Source organism: Photorhabdus laumondii subsp. laumondii, assembly GCF_003343245.1.
In the GTDB taxonomy this organism is placed as follows: domain Bacteria; phylum Pseudomonadota; class Gammaproteobacteria; order Enterobacterales; family Enterobacteriaceae; genus Photorhabdus; species Photorhabdus laumondii.
This window is the reverse complement of the sequence record NZ_CP024901.1, coordinates 1,721,915-1,738,025: the sequence shown is the minus strand read 5'-3', so window position 1 is coordinate 1,738,025 and position 16,111 is coordinate 1,721,915. Positions and strand designations below refer to the sequence as shown.

Genomic DNA, 16,111 nt, shown 5'->3' with positions numbered 1-16,111 from the left:
ATCTTATGAGTTCAAAGAAGACAAAGGCTCACTATAACCTTGTTCTTCAAGCTCCCGTTGTGCACGATCGTTTTTCTTCAAGTCTGCTAATCCCATACCATTGAGAACACCAGGAGACTTAGTAAATTTAATATTCTCGTAGCTGACCACTTCGATATGATTGCCCCAAGGATCCAGAAAACCAAAAAATCGGCCAGGCAAAGGTTCAATATCGAATTGCTTTAATGCCTCACGAACCTTTTCTTTATCATCAACAACGAACCCAAAATGACCAGGTTTGTGAGCTTGTTCTCCTTGGCTGCAAGTAAAGGCAACAAACTGATCACCCAGTTCAATCGATCCCTCAGTCTCTGATAACAGCCCGGGTTTAATGCGCATAAGCGCACTATAAAATGCGACTGCTTCATTAATGTTACCAACTTCAATAGACACATGGTTGATCCCTACGGCTCTGGCCTTCTCTGTCATGATTCCCTCTTCATCAAATTTTTTTGAAGTTCAATTTGTCTACAACGATATCAAGTGCCGAAATAAATTTTTCGCAATGTTCAAGCTGTGAAATGGTTACTCTCAGCCAACCTTTTAAATTACTCTGTTCAAACGGACGTCTGATTAAAATACCCTGCTCTTGAAACAATTGCTCTATCTCTTTTGAATCGTATCCGGCAAACTGTACCAACATGAAATTACCGTGAGTATCTTTGAAAGTCTGTCTTCTTTCGGTCAAAGCTTCTCTCATATAGGCTTTTGTCTGCCTCATCTTCTCCTGAAAACGTTCAAGCACTTCAGGATGATCTAGCTGCCATTCCGCAGCCCATGCCGATAACGCACTAATCTCATATAGCGGTCTGACATTTGAAATATGGCCGATTAACTCTGTCCCTCCGATCAAAAAGCCGACTCTTGCTCCTGCCAATCCATGAGCTTTAGAAAGGGTTTGTGCCAAAATAACGTTCGGAAATTTCTGCAAGATATCCAGGTTTGCGCTTTGTTTTCCTTCTACATATAGATAGGCTTCATCAATCAGCAGCAACACACCCTTGCTATAAAGCGCTTCAGCCAAGCCATGCATTTGGGAATAAGATAAACGCGTGCCGACAAAACCACTCGGATCTTCTACAATCACTAATTTGGTATTTTCTTTGACTGCATCGATAATAGCCGCTACATCAGGTTTCCAATCTTCGGTGACCGGTGTTGACGAGATTGATACCCCAGCATACTTTGCGTAGTTTTCAAACATAAAGTAGCAAGGGTTATGTAAAACCACATGATCTCCCTCTCTTAAGCATGCATCAAATAATGCTTTTATCGCTAGGTCTGAACCCGAGCCGAGGTAGATGTTGCGCTCTTCAACGCCAACCAGTTTGGCTATTTTTTTATATAAGTTATTTAGCACCGGATAATTACACAAATGCTCTGGTTTTAATGAGGCTCGAAACGCTTCAAAAAGATCTTCATCCATTGGATGGTGATTCTCATTTTTATCTAGCATCAAGTAATTGGGGCGTTCTTCCAGATAGCTCCATAAGCTTTCCCTTTTATTTTCAACTACATGCTCTTTGATTACTGCTTGTATATTGAACATTTATTTTTTCCCTAACTTTTAAGAGTTAGCCATTTGTCCATCTAAGATGAGGATTTGCTTTCAATGGCTAGTGATTGTTTTATGATGATTGCAACAAATAAAATCTGGCCAATAGTAATTACAGCTGCGGTTGCAATTGCGTATTGGAAACCTAATTCATGTGCGTAAGAGACCACCATGGCGACAATCCCGATATGCACTGAGGATACGATATACTTAATACTACTTAGCCTACCTATCATGTGAGATGGCAGCTGTTTATGTAGCAGTGTGCGCCAGTAAATACCTGAGTAACTTTGAAACAAGCCGATACTCACAATCGCGAGCGGCATCAAATAGACCGCCTGTTCTGTGAAACATAAACCTAGATAGATTAGAAAAGCGACCTGAATAGCGATAACATCGCTTAGAGAAGTACTTTTGTTCCTTATTTGCTTCGCAATAACAGCGCCACCAACAAACGCTCCAATAGCGAATGAGGCATCTAATCCGGCAAGCCAGTATGTGCTGCCGTCAAATGCCTGACTGACGACGGAAACCAGCATAATGTTGAATATGGCTACAGTAACGAAATCAAAATTACTTAGAACAAAATAGCGCATGTAGGGTTTACTAGCTTTAAACAACTGCCACAGGTTTTCTGGATCTTCACGTTTATCTATATCTGAAGGAGACTCAGCTAACGACAAATTGGCTGTTGCTCGCCAGTAAAAAAAGCTCGCGGCACTATATAGACAGACGACAAACATCAAAATTGCTATAAAGTCAAACTCATCTAGCAACCAGGCAGATAAGGCCATACCAATCAACTGACCGCCCTGAAATGCGGAAGTCAGTGTACCGTTATCTTTTTCTAAGCGATCATGTTGAGAAAGAAGTGGTGTAACACTGAATAAGGCCATTTTTGAAATTGGCCCAAGAAAACTCAAAAACACCGATATTAGCAATAAAATCGACACGGACATGCCCAATTGAGTCAATGCCAATACACCTGCCAAACAAAAGACAACATGACAAACGGCTGAACCAATAAGCACCGTTTTAATACCTTGGTTATCAACCGACTTGCCAACCAATATTGGTAAAATGGTTGAGATCAAGATTTCAGCTATGAAGATTAAGCTAATTTGCCATATTTGACCCGTTTCATCATACATAAATTTGGCAAAGCTCAGTAGCAATATAGCTTTACCTATATTGATGAACAACTCTGCAATTGCTAACGACTTCATTCATGTTTCCCTTCAGTTAGATACAGTACTAAGTACTTGGATGAACTTATGGTTACACTACTCACCTACAACAAATTCAAGTTTCTGAATGGCTTCCTCTGCAATACTTAGCGCCTGTTCAGAACTGTCGCACAACACCAACACCGAGGCTGAGCGGTCGAAGCTGTTTACTATTTGGGGCAGCACTTCACCTGCCTGATGAGTGATAGATACATCTTCAACACCACTCCAATTTTTGATTTCTTCCTCGCCGTTCACTCGAATAACCTTTTTCCCAGGATGATCGTTGAGTTTAAATTTGATACACGCATGTTTACCGTTTAGTTTTGGTGTTAATTCGTCTTCACCGATAGGCAAACCCAAACTTTGCAGAGCTTGTAGACGATACATATCTATTCCTGTCGTCATCTGTACCAGGTCAAAAATTCTGTCTCCGCCTACTCGAGTGTGTGTTTCTATTAGCTCTATCTTTTCACCCAACATAATTTCGCTGTGCGTAATACCCGACACGACCCCTAGAGCAGGTAGCACCTTGGCAATGAATGCAGCAATTTTCTCGTGCTCATCGCTAGATAAACGGGCAGGCACCAAATGCCCTGTCTCGATAAAGCTTTGCGCATCTTTGAATTTTTCAGTGATTGCAAAAATATGGCATTTACCTTCTTGCATGAATGCTTCAACACTGAATTCGCGACCTTCGACAAACTGTTCCACCAGCACAGGGTAAACGTTGTCTAAGTTAGCGGTTTCAAGCTCTTTACTTTCTAGCGATCGAACATTTTCACTGCCTGTACCAGCAACTGGTTTAACGATAACTTTATTTACTTGTGGATAAATCTTGAAAAAATCATGTAAATCTTGCTCATTCTCCGCTATCGCCGATTGCACTTCTGTCAGGTTTTTTTCGCGTAAAATCCTGCGACTTAATTGTTTATCTCTCGTGTTGACTATAGCCCCCATTGACAAACTAAAAGGTAGCTCTAGAGCATTTGCAATAGTCAATGCATCAAGCTGGGCTCCATCGTGAAAAGACACAACTGAATCGATTTTTTGTAGTTGATCAATTGAACGCGCTAAACTGATTAACTGAATTGCAGACTCGTTGCTGTACATTAATATTCGCTCGCAACGATTGTGATCTTCAGTCGTATGCGTAAAATTAGGTACTTTTTTGTACATCCAAGAAATAGCATATCCCTGTGCTTCCAGTGTCTTATGAGGTTGGCGAATATTACCAATCACAAGAACGTGTTTCTTTTTCTGGGGCATACACTCGCTATAAGGCAAAGGAGTATCGACAGATATTAGTTGTAACTGTCCAAACAACCTATCAATCAGATCTGTGAGTTCTTTAGCGGATTTGGCTTTTAATAATCCGGCTAACGGAATTTCACTTTCTTTATAAGTAACCGCTTTGACTAAAGGTTGTTGCATCGTAAGCTGATTCAGCATTACAACCTCTTCCTTGCCATAAAGAAACTCATGCCCCGACACCAAGCCATAGTTTCCTGGCAGCTGATGTCCAGGCACAATAAACCACGCATATTTGTACCCGGTATCATAGTTAAGTTCAAATTTGAAGTCTGGGTCTAGCAACAATCCAAGTTCCAGTATCGATGGATGAATCCCTGTCTGTAACGTCAAAGTTTCAGCTATTCTAGCTCCCCCGATACGATGAGCGATTTCAAGAAACACCGGCCCTGTATCTGTTTGAATCGCTTCAAGATGGAACGCCCCCAAAGATATATCAACCGCATTTAAGATTTGAAGCGCCCAGGTTTTCATCTCTTCCGTGGTTTCTAACTGCACAGACCCTGCTGGATAGCCGTTGGCAAAATCCAGCAACGTATTGATATATTGGCTGACGACAATCATCTCTATTTGTCCGTTACGGATCATGCCGTCGATATGCAATACAGGACCGGATACAAATTCTTCAACTTCAAAGTTTTCAATCCGTTCAGGTGTTTCTTTATCAAGAGCCACAATTCCAGTTGTGCGATCTATAAGCGCCTGTTCCAAAACTTTCTGACTGTCAAACTTGACCACATCAACTGACGAAGCACCATCCAGAGGCTTTAAAATAACTTGTGAAGAGGGAGGAATCGCTAGTCGTTCTGAGTTCATAAAATCGGACAAAGACATGTACTGAGGAATACGAATATTTACAGCGCCAACACAGTGTTTCATCACAATTTTGTTTCGAACTTTTTCGACATCGGCCACTTTAGGGCCCGCAATGTTGAGCTTTTCTCGTATCAAGGCAGCCTCAATCAATTCAAACTCATTAATTGAAACAACGTGATCAAAGCAAACATCAAGATTTTCTATTTGTTCGAGGACTTCTTTGTGTACAGCATCCACGCCGGGTCTTACTATTTTGGTACAACGTAGATCGGCAGGAATTTCATTCAGATTTTCTTCGATACCAATGTAGTAAACATTATGTAGTTCGTGATCGATGGACTGATGGTAAAGTACATCAACGTACCTAACTCGGTGTAAAATAAGTATATTCATTAGCTTTCATCCATTTCGAAAATTTGTTCAGTCAATTGTTGTGTAAGCATCAAGTACTCTTTCGGTTTTCCATTTAGCTCATAGTCTGGCCAGAAGAATTCAACATAACCCTCAAGCTCTGCGTTGCTGTATAGTGGATTGACCCGAGCTCCTTCGGATGTCCAAAGTTGCAGTCCAAATACCCCTTTTGGTAACTCGTGCTGAGCTGGCAACTTAATTCGCTCAATCGTTCCTTGCTTAGCTTTCATAAATCCAATCGCAGCTAGTCCAGACATGTGATATGCAGGTACTTCAACTTCATCGTATAGATAAGAGCGAGAATGAAGTTCGAGCATATTCACTCCAGCTATTTTTTCGAATATTTCAGGAATGCCACCGCCTGGAGTACGCGCATTCAACTCCAGTAGGTAAATCTTGCCACTGTGATCAATCATAAATTCAACATGAGCTATACCATGTTCAACATCCAAGACTTCACAGGCTTTAAGCGCTGCTTGTTTAAGCGCTTCGTTATCAGATTCTATACTTGGTAAGGAATGGCCGATTTCAACAAAATGAGGTAACGGGGTCAGTTCTTTATCGGTCACTGCCAATACACGTCTTCCAGTTTTGGTATTTAGTACTTCAACCGAAAGCTCAATTCTAGCATCGACAAACTGTTCTATCTGATAATCGTTATCTGCTATACCAAACTCACTACCATAATTTTCGGTCACTCGACGCAAGTTAGCAAAAGCACTAGCCAAATCATCTTTGCTAGCTACGTAGGTTACACCTTCACTGCCCCCGGCGTTGGTCGGCTTTACAACTGCTGGAAAAGGAAAATCTTCAGCAAGGGTCGCTAGCTGCTCAAGGTGATTAAAACGTGCAAACTTCGGAACGTTCAACCCACCTGCATGTGCAGCCTTACGCATTTCAAATTTGTTGCGGGTTAATGTCAGCGCTTTTTCAGACAAATAATTTAAATTATAGTACTGAGCGATACGAGCCCCCGGGGCTATCGTCATTTCTGTCAATGGAACAACTGCGCCCGGTTGCATTCCTTCTCGCTCGGCAAAGGTCTGTACTGCAGCCAGAGCTTGTTCAATGTTTTCTGGGTTACCGTCAATCACTAGATCAGCGTAACGGTTTCCATTAACATAACCACTTGGGGCCATGATCGCTATTTTCATGTTGGTTGCTCTAGCCGTGGCAACCAATGCACGAAATCTGTTTTTCTCTGTTCCTAGTAACAAGCAGTACTTTGAATTCATCGACTCTTCCTTAAAAACTCTTCGCAAATTAACTTTGTGTTATTCAACAAGTGCCAACACCCTGCAAGGGCTTCCTGAACCACCAACGATGGGAAGCGGCGCTATCATGATAACTGCACCTGTTGGCGGTAACTTTGCTAGGTTCTTCAACTGAGTCAGGCCATATTTTCCCGCCCCGTGAAAGTACCAGTGTACGGGGTAAGGTTGTTCAAATTTTCCGGCTTGACCCGCGTCGGTTCCAACAGTCTCCACCCCGATACCTATAATTGGTGTTTGCTCAGCCAACCATTTTGCACAAGCTTCACTTACCCCTGGGGTATGACCATGATTAAGAAAGGTATCAGCATCTGAGTCTCGACTGTCCCAACCTGAGCGGAATAGCAACCAACCACCTACAGGTAAAGGTCCATGGACTTCGCACCATTGATCGACATGTTCACGTTCGAGTAAAAAATCTGGGGCTGTTACTTGATCAGATACATCAATTACAGCGGCAGGCGCAACCAAGTGTCTAGGAGGTACACTTGAGACATCGATAGAATCTTTGCCTGACCGCCAATGAACAGGGGCATCAAAATGAGTCCCTGTATGCTCGGACATCTGGATATTATTCCAATAAACTTCTTTGCCTTTTTCGTCATAACGGCTTATTTTTTCCAACTTAAAAGGCCAAGGTTGCCCTCGTTCAGGCGGCAAACGAATCACAGGTGTTTCCGTTGACAACGGCGCTGTAAGGTCAAGTACCTCAACTTTCCCCTGCATGAACTTCGCATAGATTGAAGATGTCATAGTATTAAGATTTCCTTATTCTCATTATGGGCTTAATAGACAGGGGTTGAATATTCAGATGTCGAATTCGACATCACCTCGTCTTCATAAGCAACCTGAAGCTTACGGGTCATCAAACCAGGACGCCCGTCCCCAATAGACTTTCGGTCAACACTAATCACAGGAACGATTTCAGCGAGAGTGCCACAGGTGAAAACTTCATCAGCCAAATACAACTCGGTACGATCAATTTCTCTTCGTTCACATTCAACCGAAAGCTTATCCTTCGCTAGTCTTATAATGCTGTCTACCGTAATCCCTTCAAGTACGCCTGCTGAACCTGGCGGCGTGATCAGTCGGTTATTTTTGACCATCATGATGCAAGATCCAGGGCCTTCAGCCACAGTGCCTCTGTGATTTAGAAAAAACGCAGTATCAAAACCATTTCGCATCGCTTCATGCTGAGCTAAGCGGCTATTATGGTAATTTGCTCCTGTTTTAATCCTCGGTGGCATTGAATCGTCACTGATTCGTCTCCAAGTTGAAAACGAAGCCGTCATCCCTGTGTCATAACGCGCAGACCTTGGCATAGGTAATGCTGTAATATGCATACCAGTGTCTTCGGTATAAATAAGTGGGTCGAAGTTTTTCCCCATCGCAAAATAAGGAGCGATAACCAGATGCACATGTTGCTTAAAGTTGTTTTTTCGTACTAGGTCGATGCAAGCTTCAACAATCTCTTGATCTGTGAAAGTGACAGGCATGTCAACACACTTCATGGAATCGCGCAGGCGCTTGATATGCTCTCGTATCCGATACATATACATTTGCTTATCCGTTTTATTCCAATAGACTCACACACCTTCAAAAACATTTGCGCCCCAAAAAGCGCCCTGCGTTCTGGCATGTAAGGTACACTTTTCCCAAGGCACGCATTCACCATTTAGCCATGCGAATTCTGGCGTATTATGGGTAGACGACATAAGTTAATCTCCGTTTATGATGCTTCACGCTGAAACGTTAAGGAATCAGTACCACTGACTTTTTCCAGGATTAAACTAAGAGACGGTGCGTTATCAAGCAGGTAATGTCCTGCTAAATGGCCATCAGGACGGATAACAAACAATGAATCTTGTTTTTCTGTCAGGGTTTCAAAAAACAGAATATCGTCGTAAGTAACACTGATAAGTCTCTCGTCCACTTTTGGCGAGAAATATCCTTTTGGTACAGCAGCAACCAAACTAAAATCCAAACCATTATAGGTGTGGCTTTGCTTATTTAAATACTGCTTCACCTTATTTGGGTCTGCGCAAAAAAGACAAACAAACCCTTTCCCGAACAACTTACGTAAGCGGCTTTTTTCTCCGTCGATATAAACCACTACATCCGGAGAGAACGCACCGACATAAGGTGTCCGATGGTTATAATCAATCAAACTAGAAGATTCGTAGGTAAAAGGTTCTGTCATTTTCCCGTGATTCACTTGCTTACGAAGCGGTTTCCAGACTTCTGAAATTCGCAGCACGGTGTCACGCCAGATTTGCTTCAAAGGTGTTGGCGGGACCATGAACTGTATCGTGGCTTCCGTCAGTCTCAAATTCTCTTTCGCTGCAAGGAACCTTTCCTCATGATAAGTATCCAACAATTCATCCCCTGCGCTTCCTCTAATTACTAGCGCCAATTTCCATGCTAGGTTGTCTGCGTCTTGAATCCCGCTGTTCATGCCGCGAGAGCCATAAGGTGGAAATGAGTGAGCCGCATCACCAGCAAAAAACAGTCGATTGAGTCTGAACTTCTCCACAACTCGCTGGTTAAAACGATAGGTACTGATCCAGTCAATCTGATACGGAATATCACCGATGACAGACTTGATACGCTTGTCTAGTTGGCCATTTTTCTTTTCAGCTTCAATATCCGCATCTGGAGGCAATTGCCAGTCGATACGCCATATATTGTCGGGCTGAGGATGCATCACCAACTGACGGCCTGGATTAAACTGAGGATCAAAATGAAAGTGACGTTCTTTGGTTAAAGCAATATTTGCTTTAATATCAGTAACTAAAAAACGATCTTGGTGAGTGTATCCGGTAAAGTTAACCTCTGTCAGATCGCGTAACGTGCTTCTAACTCCATCGCAGGCAATTACATAATCAAATTCTAGGGTCTCCGTTTCGGTACAGTGTCTTACCTCTAGCTTAACCTTGTCCTGTTGTTGTGAATAACCAACGACTTCACTTGACCACCTGAGTTCACATAGGGGATTAGCTTCCAACAGCTTAACGAGCTCTTGCTCTATACGGTATTGGGAAATATTGACAAATTCACCATAACCGGGGCGTTCGGGGTATTCTTGGGTGATCCTCTCAACATTTCGAATATAGGTGTGCGCTATCCGCCAATGAATCCCTTCTTTTGCAATCTGTTCTCCACACCCGACTTTATCAAGTACTTCTAGCGCATCGCCGTGGATCAGGCAGGCCTTAGAACCTTTTCGAAGCAGATAAGGGGCTTTATCCATCACGATGCTCGTAATACCGAATGAAGCCAGTCGAGCTGATAAAATCAGGCCAACTGGACCTGCACCAATAATAGCAATCTTGGTTTTATTTGAACTATTCATCTTAGTAATCTACTCATCAAGCTGGGTTTCAAAAACAGGGATGTCTTTGACAAAAGCCAAATAAGGAGTGCCTTCCGTGTAACCAGTACCCGAGCCCTCACCCAACATCTTCATCGCAAGACCATAATGGGTTTGCTTCCAACGTTTCAGCGTCGTAGCAAAACTTTTCATGGCTTGTTTGACCTCACCAAAGTCGTTGCTATTGAAACGACCACTCTGTTGCGCTTGACTCAATGCAAGGTCTAAGTTATTTGGCCGCACCAACAGTTTTTCTTGAACTTCAGGGACAGAGCCGTAAGCAATAGAGTTCAACCGATCCTCATCCGGTTGTCTGCATAGTGATTCAATACGCTTGTAGTTTCTTGATTGGATCGCACTTGCGCCTTCAGTATATGCACGAAACACCTTAAAGGATTCCGCACGCATAGAAGACAGTAAATGGAAAAAACCGATGGCTTCTTTAATTTTTTTCTCGCAACTTTCGACCAGAATACTTGCCTGGCTAGGCGAATCAGTGCAAGCTTCAATTGTCGCCCTCAAACCAACTGCAATCCAAGAGAAAGTGTATTCGAACGTTTGTAAGACCCGAATGAACATATATTCGTCGTGAATGAGATAGACGGGTAAATTAGTTGTCATCAGCATTTGCTCATCGTTGTGTGTTTTCCTTTGCTCTACTGCGGCAATAAAATGTTTTGCTGATTCGATAACATATTCCGATGAAATATAGGACAACTTAGCCCGTTGTACGTATGGAGTCACCGCTTTTAGAGCCATAGCACAACGTTTTTCAACTAAAGTACGTTCTGGTAACTGATGTCTAAAATTTCCCTCTGTTACTAACCCGCCAAGTTCAAATTTGAGTATATCCGCCGTAAGCAGTAACATCATACGGTCAATGTGGGATTGCGCTTCTGCGTATGCTTTAATCTCTGTCTGGTCATCAGGCATGTTTAACAATTCAAGCGCCAGATAAGAGCGGTAGTCATAAGTACCGTCGTATTTATCCAACAAGACATTCAAAAAACGTGTGACTTGCTCAATTTCCTCACTGTTTAATTTTGCGCACTCTTTTCTAGTAATATTCAACAGCTCGAGAAAATATTCAGGAACGAAATGTTTACCTGTCTTATGATACATGCGAACAACATCCTGATATGGGAAGGTTGCTTTATTTTCCTTGGCAAACCGCAATATGGTGTGAATGCTAAGATTAATAGTGATTGTTTCTGAATCACTGTAATCACAAAGCAAACTAGTAAATCTTGGATGCTCAAGTTCTAATATATCCAGCACTGTAAAACTTTCCTTTTATTATAATTTATTGAAATAATTAACTTATATTCACCATATTTGGGTTTTGAAGTACGCGCAAATCAATCTACATGTTTGAACAACTTCGTCTGCCGTATTAAAGTGATGAAACGCAAGTCTGAGCATCTCACCTCGCGGGCTTGTAATTATCTTGTGCTGTTTTAAGTGCGTGTCCAATGCAGGAACATTTGGAACAAGCAAAGCAATATGCGCCGAAAATAATGTTCCGGGGACCTTTACGATTGTCACGTCGCCTTTTTCCAAAATGTCGATAGCAAGTTCAACTAATGTCTGAATATGCAGCCGACCTTGCTCAAAATCTAAAGTCAAAAGTGCAGTTAAGGCGCTGCTTGCCGCATAAAGCGCGGGCACAGCAGGAGTTCCGGTTTCAAATCGTTTGGCGCAATCGGGGAAATCCACCAACGATGGGTTAAAAGCAAATGGCTCTTTACGTCCTTGCCATCCAGTCAGCCCCAGTGCAACGGTGTTACGAATGCCATCTTTTACATAAAGGAATGCAATACCTGGCAAACCTAACATGTACTTCATGCTGCCACAGATCAGGTAATCACAATTCAATTCACTGACATTAATTTTTTCAGCACCTAGCCCTTGGTATGCATCGACTAATATTGGAACTTGTGATTGATTAGCGAGTTCTGTTATTAATTCGACCGGGTATCGTCTACCTGTGCGGAAACTGGCTAACGGTACTGAAACTAAACATGTATTGCTGCCCAACATTGCGCAGGTAATGGTGACAAAACTTTCGTCTGAAACCTGACTTTCTATGCAACGCGTGACGAGTCCACGACTCGCTTGTTGCAACCAAACATGGGACAGAGACGGAAATTCATCTTCCGTACAAAGAATTTGTTCTCCGGAATTGGCTACTAGCGTTGAAATAACCTGATAAGCAGCTATCGTTGCGTTTGGCAAAATCGCTATTTGTGATGCATCTGCGCCTATAAACTCAGCAAACAAGCGCCTGGCCTGTTCGGTTTGCCGCTCGAAATACACCCACGCCAGCTCATTTTTTGCCATATCAACTAGCATCGTTTCCATCGCTGCATCAAGGAACTGAGAACGAGGAGAAATACTACAACTGGCAAGATGGACAAGGCCATGCAACCCGCTAAAATAATTGTCCCGAAATGCTTGAGGTGAATACATAGCGACTAGTAACTGTTGGTATTAGTCATTTCGGTACGCAATTCCCACAGTTCTGGAAAGAATTGCTTATTCATCAGCACCGTCAGTTTTTCAATCGGAGTTCCCTTGGTACCTATCGTGTTAAGTCCGATAGTACGTACTGCGATTTTATAATGTCTGCTGCGCCATAAACTGACCATTTCATCCCAGCTCACCATTTCTTCCATTAGGAAATAAAGCGGCGACTTGTCTTCCTCGGTATAAACGCCCATCAGGTCGATACTCATAGACTTAACAATACGAATAAAAGTTTGATGGAGTTCCCGCCCAACTGATTGCAACCGCCTCCAGCCTGGAGATTCGAAGCCTGAGCCGTTGCCTAATGCAGGTCTTACTTTCTGAAAGTCATACGGAGTCATGTATTTGAACATTTCGAGTTGCTTAGTAATTAACTCAATAGGATAGCTGGACCGCTTAATCAACTCGGTTGCAGCAACAAAGTCTTTCTTGGATAGCTTTTTTATCGCTTCAGCCAACTCATTATTGCTCAGTTTCAGCCAAAGCTCAGTAGATTGATGAACCACCTGAAACAATAATTCATCACGGTGGAGCATCTTTTCTGGCGTTACTTGCAAATTGAGCAGCGTGGGAATGCGCATATACTTCTCATAATCGCTATCCCCTTCACCAGACAGTACACTTGTTGAATAATCCCTATTTCCTATCACGTTCTTTCTCCTTCACAAAAACGGATCAAAGCCAGCCTTTTATTTGCAAAATATCAGCCGTCAATGTAGTGAATTAATAATTCGAACGGGCGTCAATGTATATAAAACAGTGATAAATCACAACATAAAAAAAACAAAAACAACAAAAAACATACAGTTAAATAACTTAATGCGTATTTCGGTGATTGTGATTGCCTGTTTCCGCTTTTTCTCTCTCTTCCTATTTTTACGCCGCTGTTTTTCAAGTTAGTTGTCGCTAAAATCGCATTTATTTTTCTATATTTTCAGAAAATCAATTAAACGCTGACTTTTGTAGTGGCTTTCTTCACGCTGGCCTGATGTTTTGCACTCGGGATGGCGATGATAAAAAAACGGGGATTAGTGTTTTGCTGGGAGGGGGCTGTATTGCCCACGATGAAGTCTGCCGTGGAGCGCATGGAGGTTATTTTGCAGATTTTCTGCCTAGTTTTCCCATGTGATACCCTCGCAGCCCGGTGCAGATTGACGTTTAAGTTGCTGAAAAATCTGACATAACAGTTCTTCACTGATGTGATGAAAAAGGTGAGTAAACTGTTGTTTCCTATCCTTCTTTGCTGCTTTTCGCACAGCCAGCAAGCGTAACGTCGTATTGACAAAGATGGAATTTGAAATTTTCGATGTTGAAAAACTATTTTTAACCAGCTTTTTTAACGATCTGAGGCCACTTTACAGCGGCCTCATAGATAAGAATTTCTTATTAGTTATCACTTGCCAGCAAGTAAATCTTTCACCGCATCACCGATGTCTGCCAGACTGCGAACCGTCTTCACGCCAGCCGCTTCCAGAGCAGCAAATTTTTCATCTGCGGTTCCTTTACCACCCGCAATAATCGCACCAGCATGGCCCATACGCTTACCTTTTGGTGCAGTCACACCCGCGATGTAGGCAACAACCGGCTTAGTAACGTGCTGTTTAATATAAGCTGCCGCTTCTTCTTCCGCAGTACCACCAATTTCACCAATCATTACAATGGCTTCTGTTTGCGGATCTTGTTGGAACAATTTCAGGATATCAATGAAGTTAGAACCGGGGATAGGGTCACCACCGATACCAACACAAGTAGATTGTCCTAAACCGGCATCAGTGGTCTGCTTTACCGCTTCATAAGTCAATGTTCCTGAGCGGGAAACGATACCAACTTTACCTGCTCGATGAATGTGTCCCGGCATAATACCGATCTTACATTCATCTGGCGTAATGACTCCCGGGCAGTTAGGGCCGATCATACGCACACCCGCTTCATCCAGTTTTACTTTAACCGCCAGCATATCCAGCGTTGGGATACCTTCAGTAATCGTGATGATCAGTTTGATACCTGCGTCGATCGCTTCCAGAATGGAATCTTTACAGAATGGCGCAGGAACATAGATAACAGAAGCCGTTGCCCCGGTTGCTTCTACCGCTTCACGAACAGTATTGAAAACAGGTAATCCTAGATGTTCAGTACCACCTTTACCCGGCGTTACCCCACCAACCATTTGGGTACCATAAGCAATCGCTTGTTCTGAATGGAAAGTACCTTGGCTGCCAGTGAAACCCTGACAGATAACTTTGGTGTTTTTATCGATTAAAATAGACATTATTATTTTGCCTCCACTGCGGCTACTGCTTGCTTAGCTGCGTCCGTCAGGCTGGTTGCAGCAATGATATTCAAGCCACTATCAGCCAGTTTTTTCGCTCCCAGCTCAGCATTGTTCCCTTCCAAACGAACAACAACCGGTACGTGAACCCCGACTTCTTCCACCGCACCAATAATACCGTCAGCAATCAGGTCACAACGAACAATACCACCAAAGATATTAACCAATACCGCTTTCACGTTTTCATCTGACAGGATGATCTTAAACGCTTCTGTAACACGCTCTTTGGTTGCACCACCACCGACATCAAGGAAGTTAGCTGGCGCCCCGCCATGCAATTTAACGATATCCATCGTCCCCATTGCCAAGCCCGCACCGTTTACCATGCAACCAATATTGCCATCCAGCGCAACATAGTTCAGCTCCCACTGTGCCGCCTGAGCTTCACGAGGATCTTCCTGAGATGGGTCATGCATTTCACGCAATTCAGCCTGACGGAACAGTGCGTTACCATCAGCGCCCAATTTGCCATCCAGACAAATCAAATCACCTTGAGTCGTAATAACCAATGGGTTAATTTCAACCAGAGCCAGATCGCGCTCCAGGAATAGATTTGCCAACCCTAAGAAAATTTTAGTGAACTGGCTAACTTGTTTACCGGTTAAACCCAATTTAAATGCCAGTTCACGCCCCTGATAAGACATAGGACCAATCAGCGGGTCGATAATCGCTTTATGAATCAGTTCCGGGGTCTCTTCCGCAACTTTTTCAATTTCAACACCACCTTCAGTAGAGGCCATGAACACTACACGACGTGTACCACGATCAACCACAGCACCAAGATACAGCTCCTTCGCAATATCAGTTGCCGCTTCCACTAAAATCTGACGAACAGGCTGCCCTTGCGCATCTGTTTGGTAAGTGACCAAACGTTTGCCTAGCCACTGCTCTGCGAAAGCGCGAATTTCTTCTTTACTGTTAACTACTTTCACGCCGCCCGCTTTACCGCGACCGCCAGCATGAACCTGGCACTTCACCACCCAAGGGCCAGAGCCGATTTTAGATGCAGCTTCTTCTGCTTCACGCGGTGTCGTGCAGGCATAACCAGCCGGAGCGGGTAAACCATACCGTGCAAAAAGCTGTTTTGCCTGATACTCGTGTAAATTCATGATGTTCTATCCATAATTAAGTCTGAGAAGAGCAAAAAATGGGTAAGTTGCTCTCTGATTTTTTTGTTGCTCTGGATATAGCCAATCTCTAAAGATTGGCTGTTCATATACATTTGTTTACTTCAGACTGGGCAGATATTAGCGCGTA

The 16,111-nt window shown here is 43.0% G+C and carries 14 protein-coding genes; all 14 read right to left on the bottom strand.

Annotated features, from left to right (window positions below; translation table 11 throughout):
• Positions 1 to 3 precede the first annotated feature (3 nt).
• The 14 genes from PluTT01m_RS07490 to sucC all read right to left on the bottom strand — a co-directional run bounded on the left by PluTT01m_RS07490 (position 4) and on the right by sucC (position 15,963).
• Entirely contained in the window at positions 4 to 468 is a 465-nt protein-coding gene (locus PluTT01m_RS07490; protein WP_011145749.1) for a VOC family protein, read from the bottom strand.
• Positions 469 to 481: 13 nt separating this feature from the next.
• Positions 482 to 1,588, bottom strand: coding sequence for a pyridoxal phosphate-dependent aminotransferase (locus PluTT01m_RS07485; RefSeq protein ID WP_011145748.1), 1,107 nt, complete (start codon positions 1,586 to 1,588; stop codon positions 482 to 484).
• A gap of 41 nt (positions 1,589 to 1,629) precedes the next feature.
• A complete protein-coding gene (locus PluTT01m_RS07480; protein ID WP_011145747.1) occupies positions 1,630 to 2,820 on the bottom strand; it encodes an MFS transporter in 1,191 nt (396 codons plus the stop codon).
• 57 nt (positions 2,821 to 2,877) lie between these two features.
• A complete protein-coding gene (locus tag PluTT01m_RS07475) occupies positions 2,878 to 5,340 on the bottom strand; it encodes an ATP-grasp domain-containing protein (protein ID WP_011145746.1) in 2,463 nt (820 codons plus the stop codon).
• On the bottom strand, positions 5,340 to 6,575 hold the full coding sequence (locus tag PluTT01m_RS07470) for an ATP-grasp domain-containing protein (protein WP_157866899.1): 1,236 nt from the start codon (positions 6,573 to 6,575) through the stop codon (positions 5,340 to 5,342). Before PluTT01m_RS07470 ends, PluTT01m_RS07475 begins: the two co-directional genes overlap by 1 nt.
• Positions 6,576 to 6,632: 57 nt before the next feature.
• Positions 6,633 to 7,382, bottom strand: coding sequence for a cyclase family protein (locus PluTT01m_RS07465; protein WP_011145744.1), 750 nt, complete (start codon positions 7,380 to 7,382; stop codon positions 6,633 to 6,635).
• Positions 7,383 to 7,414: 32 nt separating this feature from the next.
• A complete protein-coding gene (locus PluTT01m_RS07460; RefSeq protein ID WP_011145743.1) occupies positions 7,415 to 8,188 on the bottom strand; it encodes an aminotransferase class IV in 774 nt (257 codons plus the stop codon).
• 27 nt (positions 8,189 to 8,215) lie between these two features.
• Positions 8,216 to 8,344, bottom strand: coding sequence for a hypothetical protein (locus PluTT01m_RS27875; RefSeq protein ID WP_269764135.1), 129 nt, complete (start codon positions 8,342 to 8,344; stop codon positions 8,216 to 8,218).
• Between the two features lie 14 nt (positions 8,345 to 8,358).
• The gene (locus tag PluTT01m_RS07455; RefSeq protein WP_011145742.1) at positions 8,359 to 9,981 is read right to left on the bottom strand and encodes an FAD-dependent monooxygenase; all 1,623 of its coding nucleotides are present in this window, start codon (positions 9,979 to 9,981) and stop codon (positions 8,359 to 8,361) included.
• Positions 9,982 to 9,990: 9 nt separating this feature from the next.
• On the bottom strand, positions 9,991 to 11,277 hold the full coding sequence (locus PluTT01m_RS07450) for a tryptophan 2,3-dioxygenase (protein ID WP_011145741.1): 1,287 nt from the start codon (positions 11,275 to 11,277) through the stop codon (positions 9,991 to 9,993).
• 48 nt (positions 11,278 to 11,325) lie between these two features.
• A complete protein-coding gene (locus PluTT01m_RS07445) occupies positions 11,326 to 12,468 on the bottom strand; it encodes an aminotransferase class V-fold PLP-dependent enzyme (RefSeq protein ID WP_011145740.1) in 1,143 nt (380 codons plus the stop codon).
• Positions 12,469 to 12,473: 5 nt separating this feature from the next.
• Positions 12,474 to 13,175, bottom strand: a complete 702-nt coding sequence (locus PluTT01m_RS07440; RefSeq protein WP_011145739.1) for a tryptophan 2,3-dioxygenase family protein — start codon at positions 13,173 to 13,175, stop codon at positions 12,474 to 12,476.
• Positions 13,176 to 13,918: 743 nt separating this feature from the next.
• Positions 13,919 to 14,794 carry a succinate--CoA ligase subunit alpha gene (gene sucD, locus PluTT01m_RS07435; protein WP_011145738.1) on the bottom strand — a complete coding sequence of 292 codons (876 nt, stop codon included), beginning with the start codon at positions 14,792 to 14,794 and terminating at the stop codon, positions 13,919 to 13,921.
• Positions 14,795 to 14,796: 2 nt separating this feature from the next.
• Positions 14,797 to 15,963: an ADP-forming succinate--CoA ligase subunit beta gene (gene sucC / locus PluTT01m_RS07430; protein ID WP_011145737.1), complete on the bottom strand. Its 1,167-nt coding sequence runs from the start codon at positions 15,961 to 15,963 to the stop codon at positions 14,797 to 14,799.
• Positions 15,964 to 16,111: the final 148 nt, after the last annotated feature.

Excerpts from the sequence above, each read along its gene's own strand:
- PluTT01m_RS07490 (WP_011145749.1), bottom strand. The coding sequence starts at position 468 with ATGACAGAGAAGGCCAGAGCCGTAGGGATCAACCATGTGTCTATTGAA.
- PluTT01m_RS07485 (WP_011145748.1), bottom strand. The coding sequence starts at position 1,588 with ATGTTCAATATACAAGCAGTAATCAAAGAGCATGTAGTTGAAAATAAA.
- PluTT01m_RS07480 (WP_011145747.1), bottom strand. The coding sequence starts at position 2,820 with ATGAAGTCGTTAGCAATTGCAGAGTTGTTCATCAATATAGGTAAAGCT.
- PluTT01m_RS07475 (WP_011145746.1), bottom strand. The coding sequence starts at position 5,340 with ATGAATATACTTATTTTACACCGAGTTAGGTACGTTGATGTACTTTAC.
- PluTT01m_RS07465 (WP_011145744.1), bottom strand. The coding sequence starts at position 7,382 with ATGACATCTTCAATCTATGCGAAGTTCATGCAGGGGAAAGTTGAGGTA.
- PluTT01m_RS07460 (WP_011145743.1), bottom strand. The coding sequence starts at position 8,188 with ATGTATATGTATCGGATACGAGAGCATATCAAGCGCCTGCGCGATTCC.
- PluTT01m_RS27875 (WP_269764135.1), bottom strand. The coding sequence starts at position 8,344 with ATGTCGTCTACCCATAATACGCCAGAATTCGCATGGCTAAATGGTGAA.
- PluTT01m_RS07455 (WP_011145742.1), bottom strand. The coding sequence starts at position 9,981 with ATGAATAGTTCAAATAAAACCAAGATTGCTATTATTGGTGCAGGTCCA.
- PluTT01m_RS07445 (WP_011145740.1), bottom strand. The coding sequence starts at position 12,468 with ATGTATTCACCTCAAGCATTTCGGGACAATTATTTTAGCGGGTTGCAT.
- sucD (WP_011145738.1), bottom strand. The coding sequence starts at position 14,794 with ATGTCTATTTTAATCGATAAAAACACCAAAGTTATCTGTCAGGGTTTC.
- sucC (WP_011145737.1), bottom strand. The coding sequence starts at position 15,963 with ATGAATTTACACGAGTATCAGGCAAAACAGCTTTTTGCACGGTATGGT.